This is a genomic window from Flavobacterium sp. PL002 (assembly GCF_054165825.1).
In genome coordinates this window covers 958,568-977,755 of the sequence record NZ_CM135110.1, presented here as the reverse complement: position 1 = coordinate 977,755, position 19,188 = coordinate 958,568, and the positions used below count along the sequence as shown (strand labels likewise).

Annotated in this window: 16 protein-coding genes; 5 read left to right on the top strand and 11 right to left on the bottom strand. The window is 32.9% G+C overall.

The genetic code is table 11. The features are described from left to right. Positions 1-214: 214 nt before the first annotated feature. The 8 genes from ACVEGE_RS04315 to ACVEGE_RS04280 all read right to left on the bottom strand — a co-directional run bounded on the left by ACVEGE_RS04315 (position 215) and on the right by ACVEGE_RS04280 (position 12,083). On the bottom strand, positions 215-3,892 hold the full coding sequence (locus ACVEGE_RS04315; protein WP_192500723.1) for an SNF2-related protein: 3,678 nt from the start codon (positions 3,890-3,892) through the stop codon (positions 215-217). A 236-nt stretch (positions 3,893-4,128) separates the two neighbouring features. Then, positions 4,129-5,778 carry a hypothetical protein gene (locus ACVEGE_RS04310; RefSeq protein WP_192500722.1) on the bottom strand — a complete coding sequence of 550 codons (1,650 nt, stop codon included), beginning with the start codon at positions 5,776-5,778 and terminating at the stop codon, positions 4,129-4,131. 14 nt (positions 5,779-5,792) lie between these two features. After that, entirely contained in the window at positions 5,793-7,820 is a 2,028-nt protein-coding gene (locus ACVEGE_RS04305) for a M3 family metallopeptidase (RefSeq protein ID WP_192500721.1), read from the bottom strand. A gap of 60 nt (positions 7,821-7,880) precedes the next feature. Beyond that, complete coding sequence (gene purE, locus ACVEGE_RS04300) at positions 7,881-8,363, bottom strand: 5-(carboxyamino)imidazole ribonucleotide mutase (protein ID WP_192500720.1); 483 nt, start codon at positions 8,361-8,363, stop codon at positions 7,881-7,883. An 8-nt stretch (positions 8,364-8,371) separates the two neighbouring features. Then, positions 8,372-8,968 carry a hypothetical protein gene (locus ACVEGE_RS04295; protein WP_192500719.1) on the bottom strand — a complete coding sequence of 199 codons (597 nt, stop codon included), beginning with the start codon at positions 8,966-8,968 and terminating at the stop codon, positions 8,372-8,374. Positions 8,969-8,970: 2 nt separating this feature from the next. Then, positions 8,971-10,278, bottom strand: coding sequence for an AAA family ATPase (locus ACVEGE_RS04290; RefSeq protein ID WP_192500718.1), 1,308 nt, complete (start codon positions 10,276-10,278; stop codon positions 8,971-8,973). Between the two features lie 64 nt (positions 10,279-10,342). Continuing rightward, the gene (locus ACVEGE_RS04285; RefSeq protein WP_192500717.1) at positions 10,343-11,497 is read right to left on the bottom strand and encodes a 5-(carboxyamino)imidazole ribonucleotide synthase; all 1,155 of its coding nucleotides are present in this window, start codon (positions 11,495-11,497) and stop codon (positions 10,343-10,345) included. A 55-nt stretch (positions 11,498-11,552) separates the two neighbouring features. Beyond that, positions 11,553-12,083 carry a hypothetical protein gene (locus tag ACVEGE_RS04280; RefSeq protein ID WP_192500716.1) on the bottom strand — a complete coding sequence of 177 codons (531 nt, stop codon included), beginning with the start codon at positions 12,081-12,083 and terminating at the stop codon, positions 11,553-11,555. Between the two features lie 111 nt (positions 12,084-12,194). On the opposite strand from ACVEGE_RS04280, the gene hpt reads away from it, so the two are divergent. The 4 genes from hpt (at position 12,195) to obgE (ending at position 15,946) form a co-directional block, all read left to right on the top strand. Next, positions 12,195-12,725 carry a hypoxanthine phosphoribosyltransferase gene (hpt, locus tag ACVEGE_RS04275; protein ID WP_173856677.1) on the top strand — a complete coding sequence of 177 codons (531 nt, stop codon included), beginning with the start codon at positions 12,195-12,197 and terminating at the stop codon, positions 12,723-12,725. 16 nt (positions 12,726-12,741) lie between these two features. Further along, positions 12,742-13,314, top strand: coding sequence for an adenylate kinase (locus ACVEGE_RS04270; protein WP_173856678.1), 573 nt, complete (start codon positions 12,742-12,744; stop codon positions 13,312-13,314). A gap of 151 nt (positions 13,315-13,465) precedes the next feature. Beyond that, entirely contained in the window at positions 13,466-14,740 is a 1,275-nt protein-coding gene (locus tag ACVEGE_RS04265; RefSeq protein WP_173852612.1) for a hemolysin family protein, read from the top strand. Positions 14,741-14,944: 204 nt separating this feature from the next. After that, entirely contained in the window at positions 14,945-15,946 is a 1,002-nt protein-coding gene (obgE, locus tag ACVEGE_RS04260; protein WP_173852614.1) for a GTPase ObgE, read from the top strand. An 84-nt stretch (positions 15,947-16,030) separates the two neighbouring features. Here the strand turns inward: obgE and lysM are convergent, their stop codons facing one another. The 3 genes from lysM to ACVEGE_RS04245 form a co-directional block, all read right to left on the bottom strand. Further along, positions 16,031-16,489, bottom strand: a complete 459-nt coding sequence (lysM, locus tag ACVEGE_RS04255; protein WP_192500715.1) for a peptidoglycan-binding protein LysM — start codon at positions 16,487-16,489, stop codon at positions 16,031-16,033. 98 nt (positions 16,490-16,587) lie between these two features. Further along, entirely contained in the window at positions 16,588-17,049 is a 462-nt protein-coding gene (locus tag ACVEGE_RS04250) for an Mpo1 family 2-hydroxy fatty acid dioxygenase (protein ID WP_173856681.1), read from the bottom strand. 210 nt (positions 17,050-17,259) lie between these two features. Next, a complete protein-coding gene (locus ACVEGE_RS04245; protein WP_173852620.1) occupies positions 17,260-18,249 on the bottom strand; it encodes a glycosyltransferase family protein in 990 nt (329 codons plus the stop codon). A gap of 242 nt (positions 18,250-18,491) precedes the next feature. Between ACVEGE_RS04245 and ACVEGE_RS04240 the strand changes: the two genes are divergently transcribed. Further along, on the top strand, positions 18,492-19,181 hold the full coding sequence (locus ACVEGE_RS04240; protein ID WP_173852622.1) for a tetratricopeptide repeat protein: 690 nt from the start codon (positions 18,492-18,494) through the stop codon (positions 19,179-19,181). The last annotated feature ends 7 nt before the right edge of the window (positions 19,182-19,188 follow it).

Genomic DNA, 19,188 nt, shown 5'->3' with positions numbered 1-19,188 from the left:
AACAAACAATTGTAAAAAAACAACTTACACCATTTAAAGCAAATACAAAACACGACATTAAACGGAATTCACAACTTATATATAGAATAAAGCTTTAAATTATTACCAATCCCGTTTTTTTAACAAAGCATCTAGTTTTTGTTCTTGTTGGCTAAAACGTTTGTAATTGCTGTACTGTGTTTTGAAAGGCATTGATTTTGATCTTAAATATGACCTATTTAAACAATTCCTTCACCTCATTTATATCAAATGATTTTTTCTCGTCGTCTATTGATATAATACTCGAAGCTACATTTTTTTTCTTTTGTTGCAAGGAGACTATTTTTTCTTCAATCGTATCTTTGCAAATCATGCGGTAGGCCATTACTTTTTTGGTTTGTCCAATGCGGTAACAACGGTCGATGGCTTGATTTTCTACAGCAGGATTCCACCACGGGTCGATGATAAAAACATAATCGGCTTCGGTCAAATTAAGTCCAGTTCCACCCGCTTTCAAACTAATTATGAACACACGAACAGCAGCATTATTCTGAAAATTCTCAACTCGATCTTGTCTGTTGGTAGTTTGTCCATCCAAATATTCAAAAGTAATATGTTCTTCTTCCAAACGAGTTTTTACAATTTGAAGCATTTTTACAAATTGTGAAAAAACCAAAATTTTGTGATTCCCCGTTTTTTCTTTGATGTTTTCGATTAAAGATTCGAGTTTTACAGAATAATTTCCAAAATCTTCTTCAGTCGGAATCAGTGCGGTCGAATTGCAAATTTGTCTCAATTTAGTCAATCCATCCAAGATGTACATTTGCGATTTTTCTACACCGTTTTCATCAATTTTATTAAGCAAATAATCTCTATATTTATTTTTGAAGGTATCGTACACTTTGCGTTGTTCTTTTTCCATTTCGCAAAAAATAATGCTTTCGGTTTTTTCGGGCAATTCGGTAGCGACCTGTTCTTTGGTTCTTCTTAGCATAAAAGGGGCGATAATTTTACCTAAAAGTAAGGAAGCATCTACATCTTTCTCTTTGTCTATTGCATCAGAAAAATTGGTTTTGAAGTGGGACATATTACCCAATAATCCAGGGTTTAAGAAATTGAGTTGCGCGTATAAATCAAAGGTGTTGTTCTCAATAGGCGTACCTGTAAGGGCGATTTTATTGTAAGAATTCAATAAACGTACCGCCTTGTAACGTTTTGAATTGGGGTTTTTTATCGCTTGACTTTCGTCTAATACTACATAGTGAAATTTAAAATCTTTCAGAAATTCAATGTCATTCAACAACGAGCCATAAGTAGAAATAATTAAATCGTATTTATTGAAATTATCCTTGTTTTCTAATCGATTTGAACCTGTAAATGTCAATAGTTTTAGCGTCGGACAAAACTTTTCAATTTCGTTTTTCCAGTTAAAAATTAAAGAAGTTGGCGCAATAATGAGCGATGGTTGATTCTTAGGATTCGTTATTTTTAAATGTTGTAAAAACGCAATAGTTTGCAATGTTTTCCCCAATCCCATATCATCTGCCAAACAACCGCCTAATTGATTTTTGTCTAAAAAAGCCAACCAATTCAGTCCGTGATGTTGATAATCTCTTAGTTTAGCTTTGATCCCTTTTGGAATAGCAATCGGTTCTATTTCTGAGATGTTTTGCAAGCGAAGTTTTTTGTTGTAAAGCTCTTCTAAAAAAGTGGGTTTGTTTTCTAATTCTTCATACAATTCATCAATAATTCCGAATTGATAATTCGAGATCTGAATCCCATTTTTCTTTACTTCTCCCGTTTTAAAGTAGTTGGCAAACTTTTTCATCCATTCTTCAGGAAGAATTCCGAGTGTGCCATCGCCTAAGGTAACATAGTTCGCTTTCTTTAAAAAAGCTTTTTGCAATTCCTTGATATTTACTTTTTGATTGCCAAAACTAATGTCAATTTCAATGTCAAACCAATCAATATCCGATTTTAAATTCACTCGAATAACTGCCTTATTCAAATTGAATTTGAAGGATTTTAAGTCATTTGCCCCAAAAACGGTTATTCCTAATTGTTTCATCCTTTCGATAGAATGCAACATCCAATAGTTTTCGAAAAGTTCATCGGGTGTGAGGTAAAAAAAATCTTCTTGCGTTTCAAATGTGGGGTGCAATTGCTTGAATTCTTCTATAAAATTATCTTCAAAAGATTGATTTCGTTCTTGATATCGATTGGTTTCTTTATCGAAAAGCATTTCAGAAGACTGCACCTCTACTAACTGATTGGGATATTTTACGGCTAGTTTAAAAGTGATAAATTCTCCAATATGATCGGTCAAATAAACTTGCTTTTCTAAATCATCGTCAGTGGTTTTCTCTTTTGATTTTTTGAAAATGGTAGTTTGTACTTCAAATTTTTTAGATAATGGATATAGTATTTTTTCAAAAAAGTCAGGAGTGTCTTTTTTAAGATAATTAATCTCAGCTAGACTGCTGTAATGATTGAGATAGAGAGACAAGCGTGTGTCTTTTATTGGGATAATAACGTTATCTATAAAGATATATAAATGTGAAATTTGTATTGCCGAAGCGTTTAAATTATAGTTTTTGTCATCCAATGAAATTTTTGCTTTTAGCGTATAGAAATAGTTGGTTTCGGTTAGCGTAAAAAATAGTTTGATTGTTTTATCTTCAAAAATGCAAGGAACTAGATTTTTCCGAACAAGACTTTTAGCATTATCATACGTATAACTTAACTTTTTTTGTACAACTTGAAGGAATTCTTGATTGGAATCGATGGCTTTTTTTAGAAATCCAATATCTTTCGAGGATTTATATTTGGATAAGGATTTGTTAATTTGAATCGATTTTGTAAGTAAGAACTGCTCTTCGTTTGAAGAATAAATAGTCAAAGCATCTTCAAAATTATAGGTATTTATAAGCGTGATTGAAGAAGAAAAGTCGGTTCTGTTTTTATTGTATTTGGCCTGAAAAAGGGATACTCCTTCAAACGTTTTTCGTTGAAATTCAAAATAAACCCCTAGTCCAAATTCATTGTCGTTGGTTTTTGTATTGGGTAAATACACGGTAGCATCATCATTCTCGTCTTTGAATATTCTTGAAAAATCCCGAGAATCGGTAATCATATTTTTAATTTTTGGCTTTGCCTGAAATCCTTTGGGAGTAAGACTAAAGTTAAAAATACTATGATAATCGTCTTCTAATGTAAAGTCATAAGCGGCAATTGCTTCCTGTATTTTTGTATCGAAGTACTTTTTAGAAAATAAATCATGGCCAAAAACACCTACTATTTCTGCCAAAGAAGTGCCAATATGTTCACACACCTTTTTTGTTTTAGAACAGGAGCATTCAAATTCTAAAATTTCTGTTTCGGGATTGTATTTAAATACTTGTTCACAAGTATCCCAGCCTGATGATTTTGTGGTTACTTCGGTTTGGGAAGCCTTTTTTATTTTTAGATCATTATAGTAAAATCCACGGTGTTTGGGAGCTACGGTCCAATTTTTAATTATCAAGGAGCTAATTACACCATCAATTAACTGAATTTCGTTTATTTTTCGTTTAGTTGTTTTTTCATCTCCTAAATCTTCAAACCTAGTGTATTCTTTGTTTTTTAAAACAGGGTTTTCTATTTCGTCACTATAATCTTCGATAATTATTTTTAAGGATGCGATAACGTGTTTGCAAATACCGGAATATGATTTTTTATAAGGACAAGAACAAGAAGTTTCTATTGCATCATTTAGTTTTACATTGATCACATATTCTCCGTATTGACCTTCGCACTCAAACTGAAAAGCAGTAGTAGAATGCTCTAAAAGTATGGGATATACATAATGTGAATTGCTTCTTGAATTGGGATTGCTATGTAATTTGATGTATTTTTTTATAGTTTTAATATCCATTTATCTACGTCCTGTTTTTTTCAAATATAGAGATAAGTCTGTTTTTATCGAAACTTATTTTATAAAAAAAAAGAACCCTTTCTGAGTTGTAAATTCTGAAAGGGTTCTACGTTTGAATTTATTTTTTTTTACAACAATCACGCTCTTCTTAACAAAGCATCAGGCTGAGGTTCTTGTCCTGTAAATCGTTTGTATAATTCCATTGGCAATTCGGTGCCGCGTTTAAAAATTATATTTCAATTCACTAGTTCCAATATTTTTTTATAAAAACGAGTATAGCTATAAGTAGAATTTTGTTTTAAATAGAATTGTATTGTCGATTTTTCAATTTTATTGAAAATGTAATTTGCGATACTTTCTATATCTTCAAAATTAGTTCTATATTCATAACCAAATCTAAAAAGCAGCGTGAAAAATTTACTCTCTTTTATCTCGATTGCTATTTCTTTGTATTTATTTACGAATGATAAATTTGCGCTATTTTGAAGCATTTCAAATAAATCTTCTTCTTTGCCGTCTAATTTTTTAATTTCAAAATAAAAATCAAAAGCTTTCAAATCTCCAGATTGATAACTGTTGCGTGCATGAATAAAAACTGACATTCTATATTTTTTAAAGTCGGCTAAAGGTAAATTCTCTTTAATAAACAAATAGACTTCAATGTCATAGATAAACTTGCCATAAACACTATACAATTGGGCTAATTTTTTATTGTCGTTATTGGCTTTATGTATGGTGATTAAAAATTGTAAATAAGGAACATTATATTTTTCTTGATAATTTCGTTCTATGATTTCGTTACAATAAACTTCAACGCTATCAAAGTGCTCAATTTCCATTAGTGCATTGAGCAAATTAATGTTGTATTCGTTTTGATACAATCGAGGTTTGAATTTTGATGCATATTTTTCGAATAAGCCATTCTCAGTGAAGATTTTGAAAATAAAGGATTCTAGTTCCTGGATCAAATTTAAAGGGCTAATTTTTGATTTTTCGAGAATTAATTCAAAATTATGTGCTACAATTTGAACTATAGCTTTTTGTTGATTTTCATTGGTTTTAGAAAATTCATAAATTTTTTCACATTGATGCAATTCAAATAACAAAAATTGTTTTTCAAAAATATATGAAAAGTATAACTGAACACTTTCTTTCCAAACGTCAATATCTTTTATCGTGAAGAGACTTTTAATCAAGGTGTCATAAATGTTTTCTATAAAACGAGTGATTTTAATACTACTGATGTAATAGTTTGCATTGATATTTGCTAATTCATCTATTAGGATTTTAATTAAGGAGTATTTTTCTTTGGTTATTGGCCCAAAAAAAAGCTGTTCTAGTACCTCTTTTGTAGATATCGTTAAGGCATCAACAAATTTTTTCACTTCATTGGTTTCAATAGTTCGACGCTTTCCAATGACAGATTGCAAACTTGCCTTGACGGTTTTTTTTATATAATCTGAATTAAAAACTACTTGTTTGGTCCCAAATTGATTTTTAAATAAAAAAGCTAATTCTTTATTCGTATTCAATATTTCTGAAATCCAAATTCGTAAGTTGTCGTTGTCTAAAGCGTTTAATATAGTATCAGTTTCTGTTTGCTTTTTGCTTCGGGGTTTCAAAACTGCTTTTTCAGTTTTATTTTCTGAAAGATGCAAAACAAGCGCAACAATATGTTTGCAAACGCCACCTTCTTCGCAGTCGCAAATTGTATCTACAATATTTTTGCGACTGTTAATCACAACTTTCACATCGTAACTTTCTTTTGCATCATCGACATAAGCAACAGTTTCAAAATCATTTAATCGATCTAAATCTCTAACGTTTAGTTTTTTAGCCGTTTTTATTTTTGAATTATGTTCTTTTAAAAAAGTTGTGATAGTCATTTGAATATATTTTTTTACAACAACCCCGCTCTTTTCAATAAAGCATCAGGCTTCGGTTCTTGTCCTCTAAAGCGTTTGTACAATTCCATTGGTGGTTCTGTTCCTCCTTTTGAGAGAACATTTTCTTTGAATTTGGTAGCGACTTCTCTATTGAAAATTCCTTTTTCTTGGAAAAATTCAAAAGCATCAGCATCTAATACTTCTGCCCATTTATAGCTATAATATCCTGATGAATAACCACCTTGAAAAATATGTGAGAAAGCCGTACTCATAGCGTTTTCGGCAACCTCTGGGTATAATCTAGTAGATTCAAATTGCTCTTTTTCGAATGCTTTTACAGACGTGATTCCCGTAGGGTCTTGTCCGTGCCATCCCATGTCTAAAAGGACAAAACTCAATTGTCGCATCGTTGCTAATCCTTCGTGGAAACTCGCGCTTTCTTTGATCTTTTCTACATATTCTTGCGGAATAACTTCACCCGTTTGGTAGTGCGTTGCGAACAAAGCCAGAGCTTCAGGCTCGTAACACCAGTTTTCCATCACCTGACTAGGCAACTCTACAAAATCCCAAAATACGGATGTTCCTGATAAACTTGGGTAAATGGTGTTGGCTAACATTCCGTGTAATCCGTGTCCAAATTCATGAAATAATGTTGTCACTTCATTAAATGTCAATAACGATGGTTTTGTTTCTGTTGGTTTTGTAAAATTACAAACGTTAGACACATGCGGTCTTTCGTTGATTCCGTTTTTTACATATTGTGATTTGAATGAAGTCATCCATGCGCCGTTACGTTTTCCTTTTCTAGGGAAAAAATCAGCGTAGAAAATGGCAACTAAATCTTTTTTCTCATCGGTAACTTCGTAAGTCATTACCTCAGGATGGTATTTGTCAATGTCAAATACTTCGGTAAAAGTTAAACCGTATAATTTATCAGCGATTGTAAAAGCGCCTTTCAATACTTTCTCTAACTGGAAATAAGGCTTCAATTTTTCGTCATCCAAATTGAAAAGTTGTTGTTTTAATTTTTCAGCATAATAACCACCGTCCCATTTTTCTAGTTGCTCGATTCCGTCTAGTTTTTTGGCGAAAGCCGACAACTCTTCAAATTCTTTCAAAGCTGCCGGTTTGGCTTTTGCTAGCATATCATTCGAGAACGAAAGTACTTTTTCTGGAGTTTGCGCCATACGTTCTTCCAATACAAAATGAGCATGGGTCGCGTAGCCTAATAATTGTGCTCTATCAAAACGAAGTTTAGCAATCTTCAAAACAATTTCTTGATTGTCAAATTCGTTATTCTGAAAACCTCTGGCACCAAAGGCAATTGCCAGTTTTTTACGCAATTCACGATTATCTGCGTATGTTATAAACGGAACGTAGCTCGGGTGATCTAATGTGAAAATCCAGCCCTCTTTTTCTTGGGCTTTCGCCAAAGAACGCGCGGCTTCGATAGTTCCTTCTGGTAGTCCAGCCAAATCCTTTTCATCGGTTAAATGCATTTCGAATGCATTGGTCTCTGCCAAAATATTTTCGCCAAACTGTAAGCTTAATTTCGATAATTCTTTGTCAATAGCACGTAGTTGGTCTTTTTTATCTTCGGGCAAATTAGCACCATTTCGAGAAAAACCTTTGTATTTTTTGTCCAATAAAGTGGCCTGCTCAGTAGTCAAGTCTAATGATTCTCTTGAATCGTAAACCGCTTTTACGCGAGCAAACAAAACAGGATTTAGCGTGATGTCATTTCCAAATTCAGATAATAGAGGCGAAGCTTCTTGAGCTATTTTTTGCATTTCGTCATTCGTCTCTGCCGAGTTCAAATTAAAAAAGATACTTGACGCTCTATCCAAAATATCTCCGGTGTAATCCATGGCAACAATTGTGTTTTCAAAAGTCGGTTCTTCTGGATTGTTAGCAATGGCATCAATTTCTGCTTTTGCCAAAGCAATTCCTTCTTGTATCGCAGGCAAATAATCTTCGTTTTTAATCTGCGAAAAAGGCGCCGTATTATGTTTGGTATTGAAATATTGTGTTAGGATGTTCATGTTGTATTTATTTAACCCTATCAGGTTTTTAAACCTTGATAAGGTATTTTTAAAATATTTTTATTTTTTCAAATTTTCAGAAGCGGTAATCACTGCTTCTTTCAATTCTAGTTTATATGCGATGATGCGATCAAGGATTTCTTTGTTGCTGCTGCCAATAATTTGAGCGGCTAATATTCCGGCATTTTTGGCACCGTTCAAAGCGACAGTTGCAACAGGAACACCACCCGGCATTTGTAAAATTGACAAAACAGAATCCCATCCGTCAATAGAATTACTCGATTTTACAGGAACTCCAATTACAGGAAGGGGAGACATTGAAGCCACCATTCCAGGCAAATGCGCTGCACCACCAGCACCGGCAATTACTACTGAAATTCCTCGAAGATGTGCGTTTTGGCTAAAATCAAATAACTTTTCAGGTGTTCTGTGAGCAGACACTATATCAACTTCTACTTCAATGTTAAATGATTTTAATATATCAATGGCATCTTGCATTACGGGCATGTCAGAGATGCTTCCCATGATTACGGCTACTTTCATTTTTATGTTTATTTTGGTTGGGGGATTAAATCCCAAATATTTATATTGAATTCTTCTTGGATGGCTCGGAGGTATGATATTTGATTTACATTGTCTTCAATTAATATCTTGAAGAAATCTTCGTTTGAGACGCCAAACGTCTCTATTTCCAACGCTTTTCTTTTGATGTATCTTTTGCGTTCGTCTGCTAAAGGAATATCATCAAGTTTCAGTAGTTTTATTAAGTTTACTGCTTCTAGGTCAGTTGAATCGCTAACTCGGTAGTCTCCATTATCGTAAATTATTCTGGTTTCAAAATCCTTATCTGTCGGGTACAGTACAGGTTGGAATTTTTCCCATTTTGTGCTTTTTTCACTGTTCCATTTGTGTTTGACTAAAAACCAATTGGTGTTAGAGTCAGCAGTAGTATCTTTTAATTTGGGATTAAAATGCTCAATATCTCGCGCATCAGCACGGCCAAGATACTCTTCCGTGTAGGCACAAAATCCTTTTTGTTCTCCAAAAAGAATCTGAGAAATTTTACGATTGTTAGTTGAGTCCCCTTCTTTATATTTCAAATTCTGAGTGGCAATTTCGGAGTTTACATCTTTAACTATTCGTCTCATTATCAAAAATTATAAGTGTCACCTAATTTAACCGTTTCTAATAAAAGTTTTTTCTTTTTATTAGGGTCGTTCTCTTTAGTAATTTGTTCTTTTAAATTCAAATATTGTTTGTAAGCAGCTTCTCCGTATTTATTGTAATAGTTAACAGCAAAATCATTTTTAAGCATATCATTCGGGTCATCACCAATAGGAGATTTTCCACTACGAATTGCTACTTTTCCTTCTTCGTCAAAATAAAGAATAAAACGTTCTTCGGGTTCAAACGAAGCGGCTATAAAAGGCGAATGGGTAGCAACGATAAATTGTGCTTCGGGAGCCAAATTTTGATAATGATCCATTAAATCCATTTGCATATCAGGATACAATGAACGTTCTGGTTCGTCTATAAGGATAATCGAATCTTTGGTGTCTAGTTTAAACAAAGGTAGAAACGACAATAATAACCCTTTTGTTCCTGTACTGGTATTTTGGATTGGAATAACTTCGTCTGTTTTCTTGTTTTTTATTGGAATAGAATATTCAGTATTCACTAAATCAACTTCTAGATTTAGTTTTTCTATAATTGGATTGAATTTTTTAGCGAAATCTTCCAATTCATTTGGATTTTCTTTTTGCCATTTTTTATATTCACTATCTAATTTTGAAGGATTTGACAATAGCCCTTTGTGGATTAATTCAGACATTTTTTGAGTGAAATTTTTCCGATATTCTAAAATTTCACTTATTAAATATAGCCAAATTTTTTCATCAACATTGTCATTGAAAGTGTTTCCATATGAATTTTTGCTATGAAAATGAACAGCAAGCAGAAGTAAATCTTCATTGTGCTTTTCATTTAAGTCAATTGGGTTTTTAGTGAAAATATCAATGTTTTTATCAGAAATAATATTGGATTTAAAATAATATATATTTTTCTTATCTGATTCAGGTACTAAAGAATCTAATGTTCCGCTGAAATTTTCAAAAAAATATTTTTGATTTTTGTATGTAACCTCTTTGTGTTTTTGGTTTATGATATTATCATTAATTGTAAATAGAATTTCACCATATAACTCTGAACTGTAGTCACTTTTTATAGGTAAAGATAATGATCTATTATTAGCAACATGAACACTTAAAAGACTATTTGATAAATTATAAATCAACTCCAGCAACCCAGTCTTTCCTGTCGCACTTTGTCCAATAAAACAAATTTTATCCAAAGGTTTTCCCGCTTTCGTTTTGTCTTTATAATCCGCAGGATAAGTGAAATCAAAATATAGATTTTCTAAATGTCTATATTCTTCTATATGTAATTTTGATAATTTCATAGTTAAGGCTGTATGCTGTAAAGTTAATTAAAAAAAAGGGCTGTTTTATCACAATAGAATGCTATTAAAAACTTATAACTCTTATTGTTTTCTTCACTTCCTCGGCAATGCGTCTCGCTTCAGCCATGTTTTCATTTACTATGGTAACATGTCCCATTTTTCTGAAAGCACGAGTTTGTCTTTTGCCGTAAATATGGGGTGTTACACCATCAATTGCCATGATTTTTTCTATGTTTTCATAAACTACTTGGCCTTCATATCCTTCGGCTCCTACTAAGTTTACCATAACGCCAGCAACTTTACTAGCAGTGTTTCCTAATGGTAAGTTTAAAACAGCGCGTAAATGATTTTCAAATTGTGATGTATAACTCGCTTCTATAGAGTAATGGCCTGAATTGTGTGGGCGAGGAGCTACTTCGTTTACAAGGATTTCATCATCTTCAGTCTGGAACATTTCTACGGCTAATAAACCTACATGGTCAAAGCTTTCTGAAACTTTCAATGCAATAGCGATTGCTTTTTTAGCTACTTTATCATCTATTCTCGCAGGGCAAATCACATATTCCACTTGGTTGGCTTCGGGATGAAATTCCATTTCTACAACAGGGTAAGTCTTAATTTCTCCTGATGGATTGCGACAAACAATGACTGCCAATTCATTTTTAAAAGGCACCATATCTTCAGCAATACATTCTACATCTGGTAAGTTAATCAGGTCTAAAGTAGAACGTACAATTTTTACCCCATTACCATCATAACCAAATTCGGCACATTTCCAGACAAAAGGAAATTCTAATTCGTCTTTTTCTAATGCTTTCGTCAAGTCGGCGATATCCACAAAACGAAGGTGTTTTGATGTTGGTATCCCATTTTCTACATAGAAATCTTTTTGCTTTCCTTTGTTTTGAATGGCTTTTAATGTTTTTGGTGAAGGATATATTTTGACACCTTCACTTTCTAGTTTTTCTAAAGCGTCGAGGTTTACTAATTCAATTTCGATAGTTAAAACATCTACCATTTTTCCAAATTGGTAAACAGTGTCAAAATGCATTAAGTCGCCTTTGTAAAATTTATTACAAGCAATTCTCGCAGGTGCTTCATCGCTTGGGTCTAAAACGTAGGTTTGTATGTCAAATTTTCGGGTGTCAGATAACAGCATTTTGCCTAGTTGTCCACCGCCCAAAATTCCTAATTTAAAATCAGAAGAAAAATAATTCATTGTGTAGTTGTTTGTTACTGGCAAAGATACTTTATATGTAGCAAATCAAAAAATGCTATTTTATTTTCTTCAATATTTCTCTTGCAACAGCTTTGTATCCAGCAGAATATTTTGGGTAGTCATCACTAAGGATGCGTTGTAATTCTGGGTAAATCCATTTTTGAGTTTTTCCTAATTCAAATAAAGTTCTAATAGCGTAGGCTTTTGTGGCTACTTTTCGATTTTCTTGAATGAGCCAGTCAAGGCAGTTTTCAGTGATTTGCTCTTCTTGTAATGGTGTTAGGTGAATGTGCAGACTTAAAAACAAACAAATTTTTGAAATAGAACGCAAAGCACTTTCGTTAGTAAAGCTAGAGAGACTATTGCAAAATAATGCAAGATAATCAGTGAGTAAATGCAGTTGTTTTTCAAGAACTAACTCCATAATCCAGCATGCTTTATAGTGGTTTTTGTCGGCGGTATTGAGTGCGATTGCTAATAAATCAGGAAATAAAAGCAAATTAGTCATAACTAGCTGTGTGTTTTTGTCACGACTCGCTCTGTAAGCATTGCTTTTGGCTATGTTTTTATAAAATTCACTATTCATCTAGGGCTAAAATACCTATTATTTTCAATTGTAAACTATTCTTATGGTTTTTAATCTGAATTGGCAACTCAGAAATTCCTATCTTTGCACATTATTTTAAACACAAAAATAATGATTCAACTTCACGATAAACAATTTGTTCCGTTTATAACAGCCAAAGAAATAGCCTTTGCAATCGATAAAATGGCCACTCAAGTAGTAGCTGATTTTGAAAATGAAACGCCTGTATTTATAGGTGTCTTAAATGGTTCTTTTATGGTCGTAGCTGACTTTATGAAAGCGTATAAAAGTGCTTGCGAGGTAAGTTTTATAAAAATGGCTTCCTATGAAGGAACCTCTTCTACAGATGAGGTAAAACAATTAATAGGTCTAAATCAAGATTTAACAGGTCGTTCAGTAGTAATTATTGAAGACATAGTAGATACAGGAAATACACTTGTTGAGTTAAAAGAGTTGTTTAAAAAACAAAATGTAAAGGAGTTAAAAATAGCAACTTTGTTTTTTAAACCAGAGGCTTATAAAAAAGATATTAAAATTGACTATGTTGGAATCGAAATTCCAAATAAATTTATAGTAGGTTTTGGTCTAGACTATGACGGTCTAGGAAGAAACTTGCCAGAAGTATATCAACTAAAAGAATAACTACGCAACACACATTATGACTAACATCGTTTTATTTGGGAAACCAGGAGCAGGAAAAGGAACTCAAGCTGAATTTCTAAAAGAAAAGTACAAATTAACGCACCTTTCAACAGGAGACATTTTTAGATACAACATAAAAAATGCGACTGAATTAGGGAAGTTAGCGCAAACTTATATGGACAAAGGAGATCTAGTTCCTGATGAAGTAACAATTAAAATGTTACAAAGTGAAGTAGAAAAAAATCCAAATACTGCTGGTTTTTTATTTGATGGTTTTCCTAGAACGATCTCTCAAGCTAAAGCCTTAGATGTTTTTTTAGCTTCTAAAAATGAAATCATCACGGCTACAATTGCCTTAGAAGCTGATGATGAAATTCTTGTAGCAAGATTACTTGATAGAGGAAAAACAAGCGGAAGAATTGACGATCAAGACGAAGATAAAATTCGTAATAGATACCAAGAATACAATGAGAAAACAGCACCTTTAATGGGGTACTATAAAGAACAAAATAAGTTTCATGCCGTAAACGGAATAGGAACTATTGATGAAATTACAGTACGTCTAAGTGATGTTATAGATAATTTATAAGAAGCAATTCCAGCTGTACGCTACAAGTTCTTGCTTATAAAACAGCTTTTCTAAAATAAAAAAGGAGCTTCCTCCGGTCGCTCTTTTTTATCAAGAAAAACAAAGTTTTACAAGCGTCGCACTTTTTGCTGCCATCTGGGCTAAAAAAAATATGGAAATACTAATCATACTTTTTCTGATTTTACTAAACGGACTTTTCTCCATGTCTGAAATCGCACTGATCTCAGCAAGGAAAAACAGGTTAGAATCTGCAGCAAAAAAAGGCAATAAAAGCGCCCAAATAGCATTAGAACTAGCTAATGCTCCTAATAAGTTTTTGTCAGCCGTACAAATAGGAATTACCCTTATTGGTATTTTAACGGGTATTTATAGCGGTGATAAAATAACGACTGATGTGCAAGCATTTGTTAGTTCTTTTGCGGTTTTAAAACCCTACGCGCCTACTATTGCAGTAGGAGTAGTGGTGGTAATATTGACATTCTTCTCTTTAGTATTAGGAGAGTTATTGCCCAAAAGAATTGGATTAAATCACCCAGAAGCAATTGCTAAAAAAGTAGCAATGCCTATGAAAGTGGTTTCTATAATTACGGCACCATTTATTTGGTTACTAACTAATTCGACGGAGTTCTTATTAAATGTTTTGCAAATAAGACCTAGTGCTGATGGTAAAGTAACCGAAGAAGAAATCAAAGCCATCATTAAAGAAGGTACTGAAGGTGGTGAAGTACAAGAAATTGAACAAGATATTGTAGAACGTGTTTTTCATATTGGAGATAGAAAAATAAATTCGTTGATGACACATCGTAAATCAGTGGTTTTTTTACCATTGACTTCCAGTAAAATTGACGTTAAAAAATTTATGCTCGAAGAATTGCATTCAATTTATCCAGTTTACAATGATAATTACGATGATATTGTAGGAGTTGCGAATTTAAAAAACATCTTTGCAACCATTGATAATGAAGGTTTTAGTTTGCAAAGTATTATGACAGATGCACCATTTATGATGGAGTATACCACTGCTTATAAAGCTCTAGAGCAATTTAAAAAAACCGGAATTCACTATGCTTTCGTCTCTGACGAGTATGGTATTTTTCAGGGAATTATTACGCTTAATGATATTCTTGAAGCGCTTGTAGGTGATGCTTCAGAATTTTATAAAGACGATTTTCAATTAATAGAAAGAGAAGACGGTACTTGGTTAGTTGACGGACATTATTCATTGCATGATTTTTTAACTTATTTTGAGTTAGATGATTTAATCAATGATTATGATGTAACTACCGTTAGTGGATTAATTATGACAGAACTCTCACATATTCCTAAACAAGGAGAAAAACTGATTTGGAATAAATTCCAGTTAGAGGTAATCGATATGGACGGAATAAAGATTGATAAAGTGATAGTGAAATCATTACGAAAATAAAATAAAAATTCAATATTCAGTTCTGCTTGAAACTTTATATTGTTCATGCAAAAATAGTAGATTGTTTAAGAGTTGTTGTTTGCCAACTTTGGTAGATGGAATCTTTAAACAGATTATAAAAAAATGACAGAGGATTTAAAATTAAAAGGAAGGCAATCAGCGGTTGTCAGTTTTTTTGAATCGTGTCAAATTAAATAAAGAGTTATGACAGAAGGAAACTTCGTAGATTATGTAAAAATATTTGTTTCTTCAGGAAAAGGAGGAAAGGGATCTACGCACTTGCACAGAGAGAAATTTATTGAAAAAGGTGGGCCAGATGGTGGTGATGGTGGTCGTGGAGGACACGTATATTTAGTTGGAAATAAAGGACTATGGACTTTGTTTCACCTTAAATTTGCAAGACACGTCAAAGCTGGGAACGGTGGAGATGGTAGTGGTGACCGAAGTACAGGTGCTGATGGTGATGATAAATTTATCGAAGTACCATTAGGAACTGTTGTAAAAGATAAAGAAACAGGCGAAATCTTATTCGAGATTACTGAAGATGGAGAACGTCAAGTACTGTCAAGAGGTGGTAAAGGTGGATTAGGGAACTGGCATTTTAGAAGTTCAACCAATCAAACACCACGTTATTCTCAGCCAGGTTTACCAGGTACAGAGAGTGATGTTATTTTAGAGCTTAAAGTACTTGCTGATGTAGGATTAGTAGGTTTTCCTAATGCTGGGAAATCAACTTTATTATCTGTTTTAACTTCAGCTAAGCCAAAAATTGCTGATTACCCGTTTACAACTTTAAAACCCAATTTAGGAATTGTAGCTTACAGAGATTATCAATCATTTGTAATTGCTGATATTCCAGGGATTATTGAAGGTGCTGCAGAAGGAAAAGGATTAGGACATTATTTCTTGAGACATATTGAAAGAAATTCAACGCTATTGTTTTTAGTTCCTGTTGACACTCCAGATATTAAAGGGGAATACGATATTCTAGTAAATGAGTTGACAAAGTACAACCCAGAAATGCTTGATAAAGAACGTTTGTTAGTGATTTCAAAAATTGATATGCTAGATGACGAGCTAAGAGAAGAACTGAAAGTAGAACTTGATGTTGCTTTCAAAGACGTACCTTATATGTTTATATCTTCTGTGACGCAACAAGGATTAACAGAACTGAAAGACAAACTTTGGAAAATGCTGAATGATTAATTAGTCAGTCATTATAAATTAGAAAATCCGCTCAAGAAACTTGAAGCGGATTTTTTTATAGGTTTACTTTACTGGTTCTAATAGTTACAAGTTGGGTATTCTTAAAACTTGACCAGGATATATTTTATCAGGGTCGGTAAGCATGGGCTTGTTTGCTTCAAAAATAACATTGTATTTATTCGCATCTCCATAATATTTTTTGGCTATTTTAGACAACCAATCGCCACTTTCTACCGTGTGGTATCTTGCTTCAGGTTCTTTAATAGTTACTTCCATTTGATTGTCAACTTCGGATACGCCTTCGATATTACCCACTGCTAATGCAATTTTCTCAGCATCTATTTGATTTTCTACTTCTCCTTTAAGAGTAACTTTTTCTGCTTGTAGGTATATTTTTAAACTTTTAAAAGGCAATTTTAAAGATTGCACGTGTGCTAATAGCGCACTTGCTTTTAAGGTTTCTTTTTCGGCTGCTGGTGCTTCGTCTTCCTTTTTTCCAAATAATTTTGTTCCAGCATCTTTGATAAATGATAGTAATCCCATTTTAATTATGTTTAGATTAATAATCAACAAGTTACTAAAAAAAAATATGCTGTTACAATAAGCTGTTTTAAAACTTTGTGAAATTTATGTTATCATAATTAATCTATTTTAAGTACAGAATCAATTACCCATGCTGGTCCTATGAGTAAAAATTGCAAGTCTTTTATAAATGATGGTTTCTTTCCTTCAATTTTATGGCCATAAAATTGACCAATCCATCCAATTGCAAATACGGCCATAGAAAACCATAGTATATTTATTGTTTGAGAGATTATATAGTTGCCAATCAAGCACAATGTTGTAAAAAGCAGCATTTTTAAACCCATGATAAGGGATAATCTAAAGTAAAATAATAACACAAAAACTAAAGCGATAAAACCCCAATTTGCAAAAACAGGGTGTAAGTTAGCAAGCGGAGTCAAAAGCTGGTTTGGAATACTCATAAAAAGGCCTACAACTGAGAAAAAAATCAACGGTACACAGATGTAATGAATTTTTTTATTGGTTACATTTTTGTGACTTACTCCGTATTCTTCAAACCATTGTGGTAGTGTTTTCATGTTTTATTTTTTACTAATGTAATAAAAAAACATGAAATTGATAATTAATGTGGTTTTATAATGCGTATTTATTAGTTGAGGGTTTTTCTATTTTATTCTAGTTTGAATGAGGGATAGAAGCAGAAATCCTTTTTTGAGGTTTTTTCCTCTAAAAAGATTGTAGCGCATAGCCCGACCCGCTTTTTTTGCGGGACATTCCCAAATATTTTTTTAGCTGCGATAAGTATCAAATAAATAATCCAATGTTTCGGGAATGTTGTTGGCTTGTATTTTGGGATACGTTATTTTTAAATCCAACCAGTTAGCAATGATTTGGTCAAAGTCTTTAGCTACATCATAAACTACGGGAACACCTAATTTTTTTAGTGCTGCAGCATTACATTCTTGTTCATAGTGATTGCGAATAGGGATGGAAAGTACTTTTTTACCAAGGTAAAGTGCCTCGGCTGGAGTTTCAAATCCGCCACCGGTAATGATTCCGTCACAAGTTATTAAGCTTTGATTGAACTGCTTTTGGTTTACGGGATAATAGGTGATATTGTTTACAGTATGTTTTTGGGTTACATCACTTAGAAACCAATGAAATTGTACATCATTTAGTTTATTGAAGGCTTTTTGTAAGCAGTCTTGATCGAAGGAAGGTAAGTAAACGGTAATGTGGTTTAAGTTTTTTGGTGTTGCTTCAAGTATTTGGTCTTTAATGATGGGTGGACGAATAAAACTGTCGTATTTTTCAAAATGCAATCCAATGTTTTTAGGAGCGCTTGCATAATGTTTTAAAATCATTTCGCCCATAAGGCTTTTTTTTTCTGGTCTTGGTGTGTTTTTAGAAAGAAAACTTGCTTGGTGCCCAAACTGCACCGAATGTACGTTTTGCATCTTGCAAGCTAATGACGTTATTGCATCAAAGTCATTAATAATTATATCATAGTCTTTCAACGGGAGCGCATCAGCATCTTTATAGATTTGGCGCGGTCTAATATTTTTAGTAATATTCCAATAATCGAGTCCGCCACATTTGCTATAATAGAGACTGCAACCTTTGCTTTGAAATTTAATAGGCAATTTAAGGTCCAGAGTGGCGTTGTTTCCACTTACAAAGAAGTCAACAGTTCCGTGTTTTAAAAGATAAGGGTATAACTGTGTGGCTCTACTTATGTGTCCGTTTCCAGTGGCTTGAATGGCATAAAATATTTTCATATAATTTTGTGGTGCTAATAAGAAATCTAATTTGGTAGGTATTCGTTATTTTATATTGGCGATATGGCAAGAACTTTGTTTATTAATAATGCTATTAATTTTTATCAAAATGATACATGGCTAAATTAAGTGGAGTGTGTTATGGTAAAGTGTTCTTAAGTTTTCTATTTCATTATACTTTTTAGTTTTAATGTTGATGAATTATCTTTCTAATGCTTATATAAATTTCTTATTTTTGAAAAATGAAACAGTTGTTATTCTTATTATTTCCAGTAATGCTTTTTTCGCAATCTAATTATGAGCGAGCTCAGAGGCTGTTTGACGATAAAAAATACGAACAAGCTAAACCTATCTTTGAAACGCTGTTGAAATCAAATAGTACTAATCTCGTAATTATTGAAGACTTAGGTGATATTGCTGGGGCGAGTAAATCTTGGCCGGAGGCAATAGGATACTACAAAAGGTTAAAAACACTTAAGCCTAATGAGGCAAATTATCATTATAAATATGGCGGCGCTACAGGTATGTATGCTTTAGAAGTAAATAAATTCAAAGCTTTAGGGATGATTGATGATATAAAAGAATCCTTTGAAAAAGCAATTGAGCTGGAGCCTAAACATATTGATGCCAGGTGGGCTTTAGTAATGCTGTATATTCAGTTGCCTGGAATTGTAGGAGGGAGTGAGTCTAAAGCAATACGGTATTCTAATGAACTATTAGCAATTTCACCGGTTGATGGTTACATGTCACGCGGAAGAATTGAGGAATATTTTAAACGCTATAAATCAGCCGAAAACATGTATAAAAAGGCTATTGTGGTGAGTAATAATTCTATTGAGAGTTATAAAATGCTAGCTGATTTATACCGAAATAAAATGGATGATCCAACTAGGGCAAATGCAATACAAGAACAAATTAAAAAATTAAATTGAACATTTA

What these genes read in the sequence shown, in the direction of transcription:
- hpt (WP_173856677.1), top strand. Translation starts at nt 12,195, where the DNA reads ATGATTCAACTTCACGATAAACAATTTGTTCCGTTTATAACAGCCAAA.
- ACVEGE_RS04295 (WP_192500719.1), bottom strand. Translation starts at nt 8,968, where the DNA reads ATGAGACGAATAGTTAAAGATGTAAACTCCGAAATTGCCACTCAGAAT.
- purE (WP_192500720.1), bottom strand. Translation starts at nt 8,363, where the DNA reads ATGAAAGTAGCCGTAATCATGGGAAGCATCTCTGACATGCCCGTAATG.
- ACVEGE_RS04310 (WP_192500722.1), bottom strand. Translation starts at nt 5,778, where the DNA reads ATGACTATCACAACTTTTTTAAAAGAACATAATTCAAAAATAAAAACG.
- ACVEGE_RS04305 (WP_192500721.1), bottom strand. Translation starts at nt 7,820, where the DNA reads ATGAACATCCTAACACAATATTTCAATACCAAACATAATACGGCGCCT.
- ACVEGE_RS04290 (WP_192500718.1), bottom strand. Translation starts at nt 10,278, where the DNA reads ATGAAATTATCAAAATTACATATAGAAGAATATAGACATTTAGAAAAT.
- ACVEGE_RS04240 (WP_173852622.1), top strand. Translation starts at nt 18,492, where the DNA reads ATGAAACAGTTGTTATTCTTATTATTTCCAGTAATGCTTTTTTCGCAA.
- lysM (WP_192500715.1), bottom strand. Translation starts at nt 16,489, where the DNA reads ATGGGATTACTATCATTTATCAAAGATGCTGGAACAAAATTATTTGGA.
- ACVEGE_RS04270 (WP_173856678.1), top strand. Translation starts at nt 12,742, where the DNA reads ATGACTAACATCGTTTTATTTGGGAAACCAGGAGCAGGAAAAGGAACT.
- ACVEGE_RS04280 (WP_192500716.1), bottom strand. Translation starts at nt 12,083, where the DNA reads ATGAATAGTGAATTTTATAAAAACATAGCCAAAAGCAATGCTTACAGA.
- obgE (WP_173852614.1), top strand. Translation starts at nt 14,945, where the DNA reads ATGACAGAAGGAAACTTCGTAGATTATGTAAAAATATTTGTTTCTTCA.
- ACVEGE_RS04250 (WP_173856681.1), bottom strand. Translation starts at nt 17,049, where the DNA reads ATGAAAACACTACCACAATGGTTTGAAGAATACGGAGTAAGTCACAAA.
- ACVEGE_RS04315 (WP_192500723.1), bottom strand. Translation starts at nt 3,892, where the DNA reads ATGGATATTAAAACTATAAAAAAATACATCAAATTACATAGCAATCCC.
- ACVEGE_RS04245 (WP_173852620.1), bottom strand. Translation starts at nt 18,249, where the DNA reads ATGAAAATATTTTATGCCATTCAAGCCACTGGAAACGGACACATAAGT.
- ACVEGE_RS04285 (WP_192500717.1), bottom strand. Translation starts at nt 11,497, where the DNA reads ATGAATTATTTTTCTTCTGATTTTAAATTAGGAATTTTGGGCGGTGGA.
- ACVEGE_RS04265 (WP_173852612.1), top strand. Translation starts at nt 13,466, where the DNA reads ATGGAAATACTAATCATACTTTTTCTGATTTTACTAAACGGACTTTTC.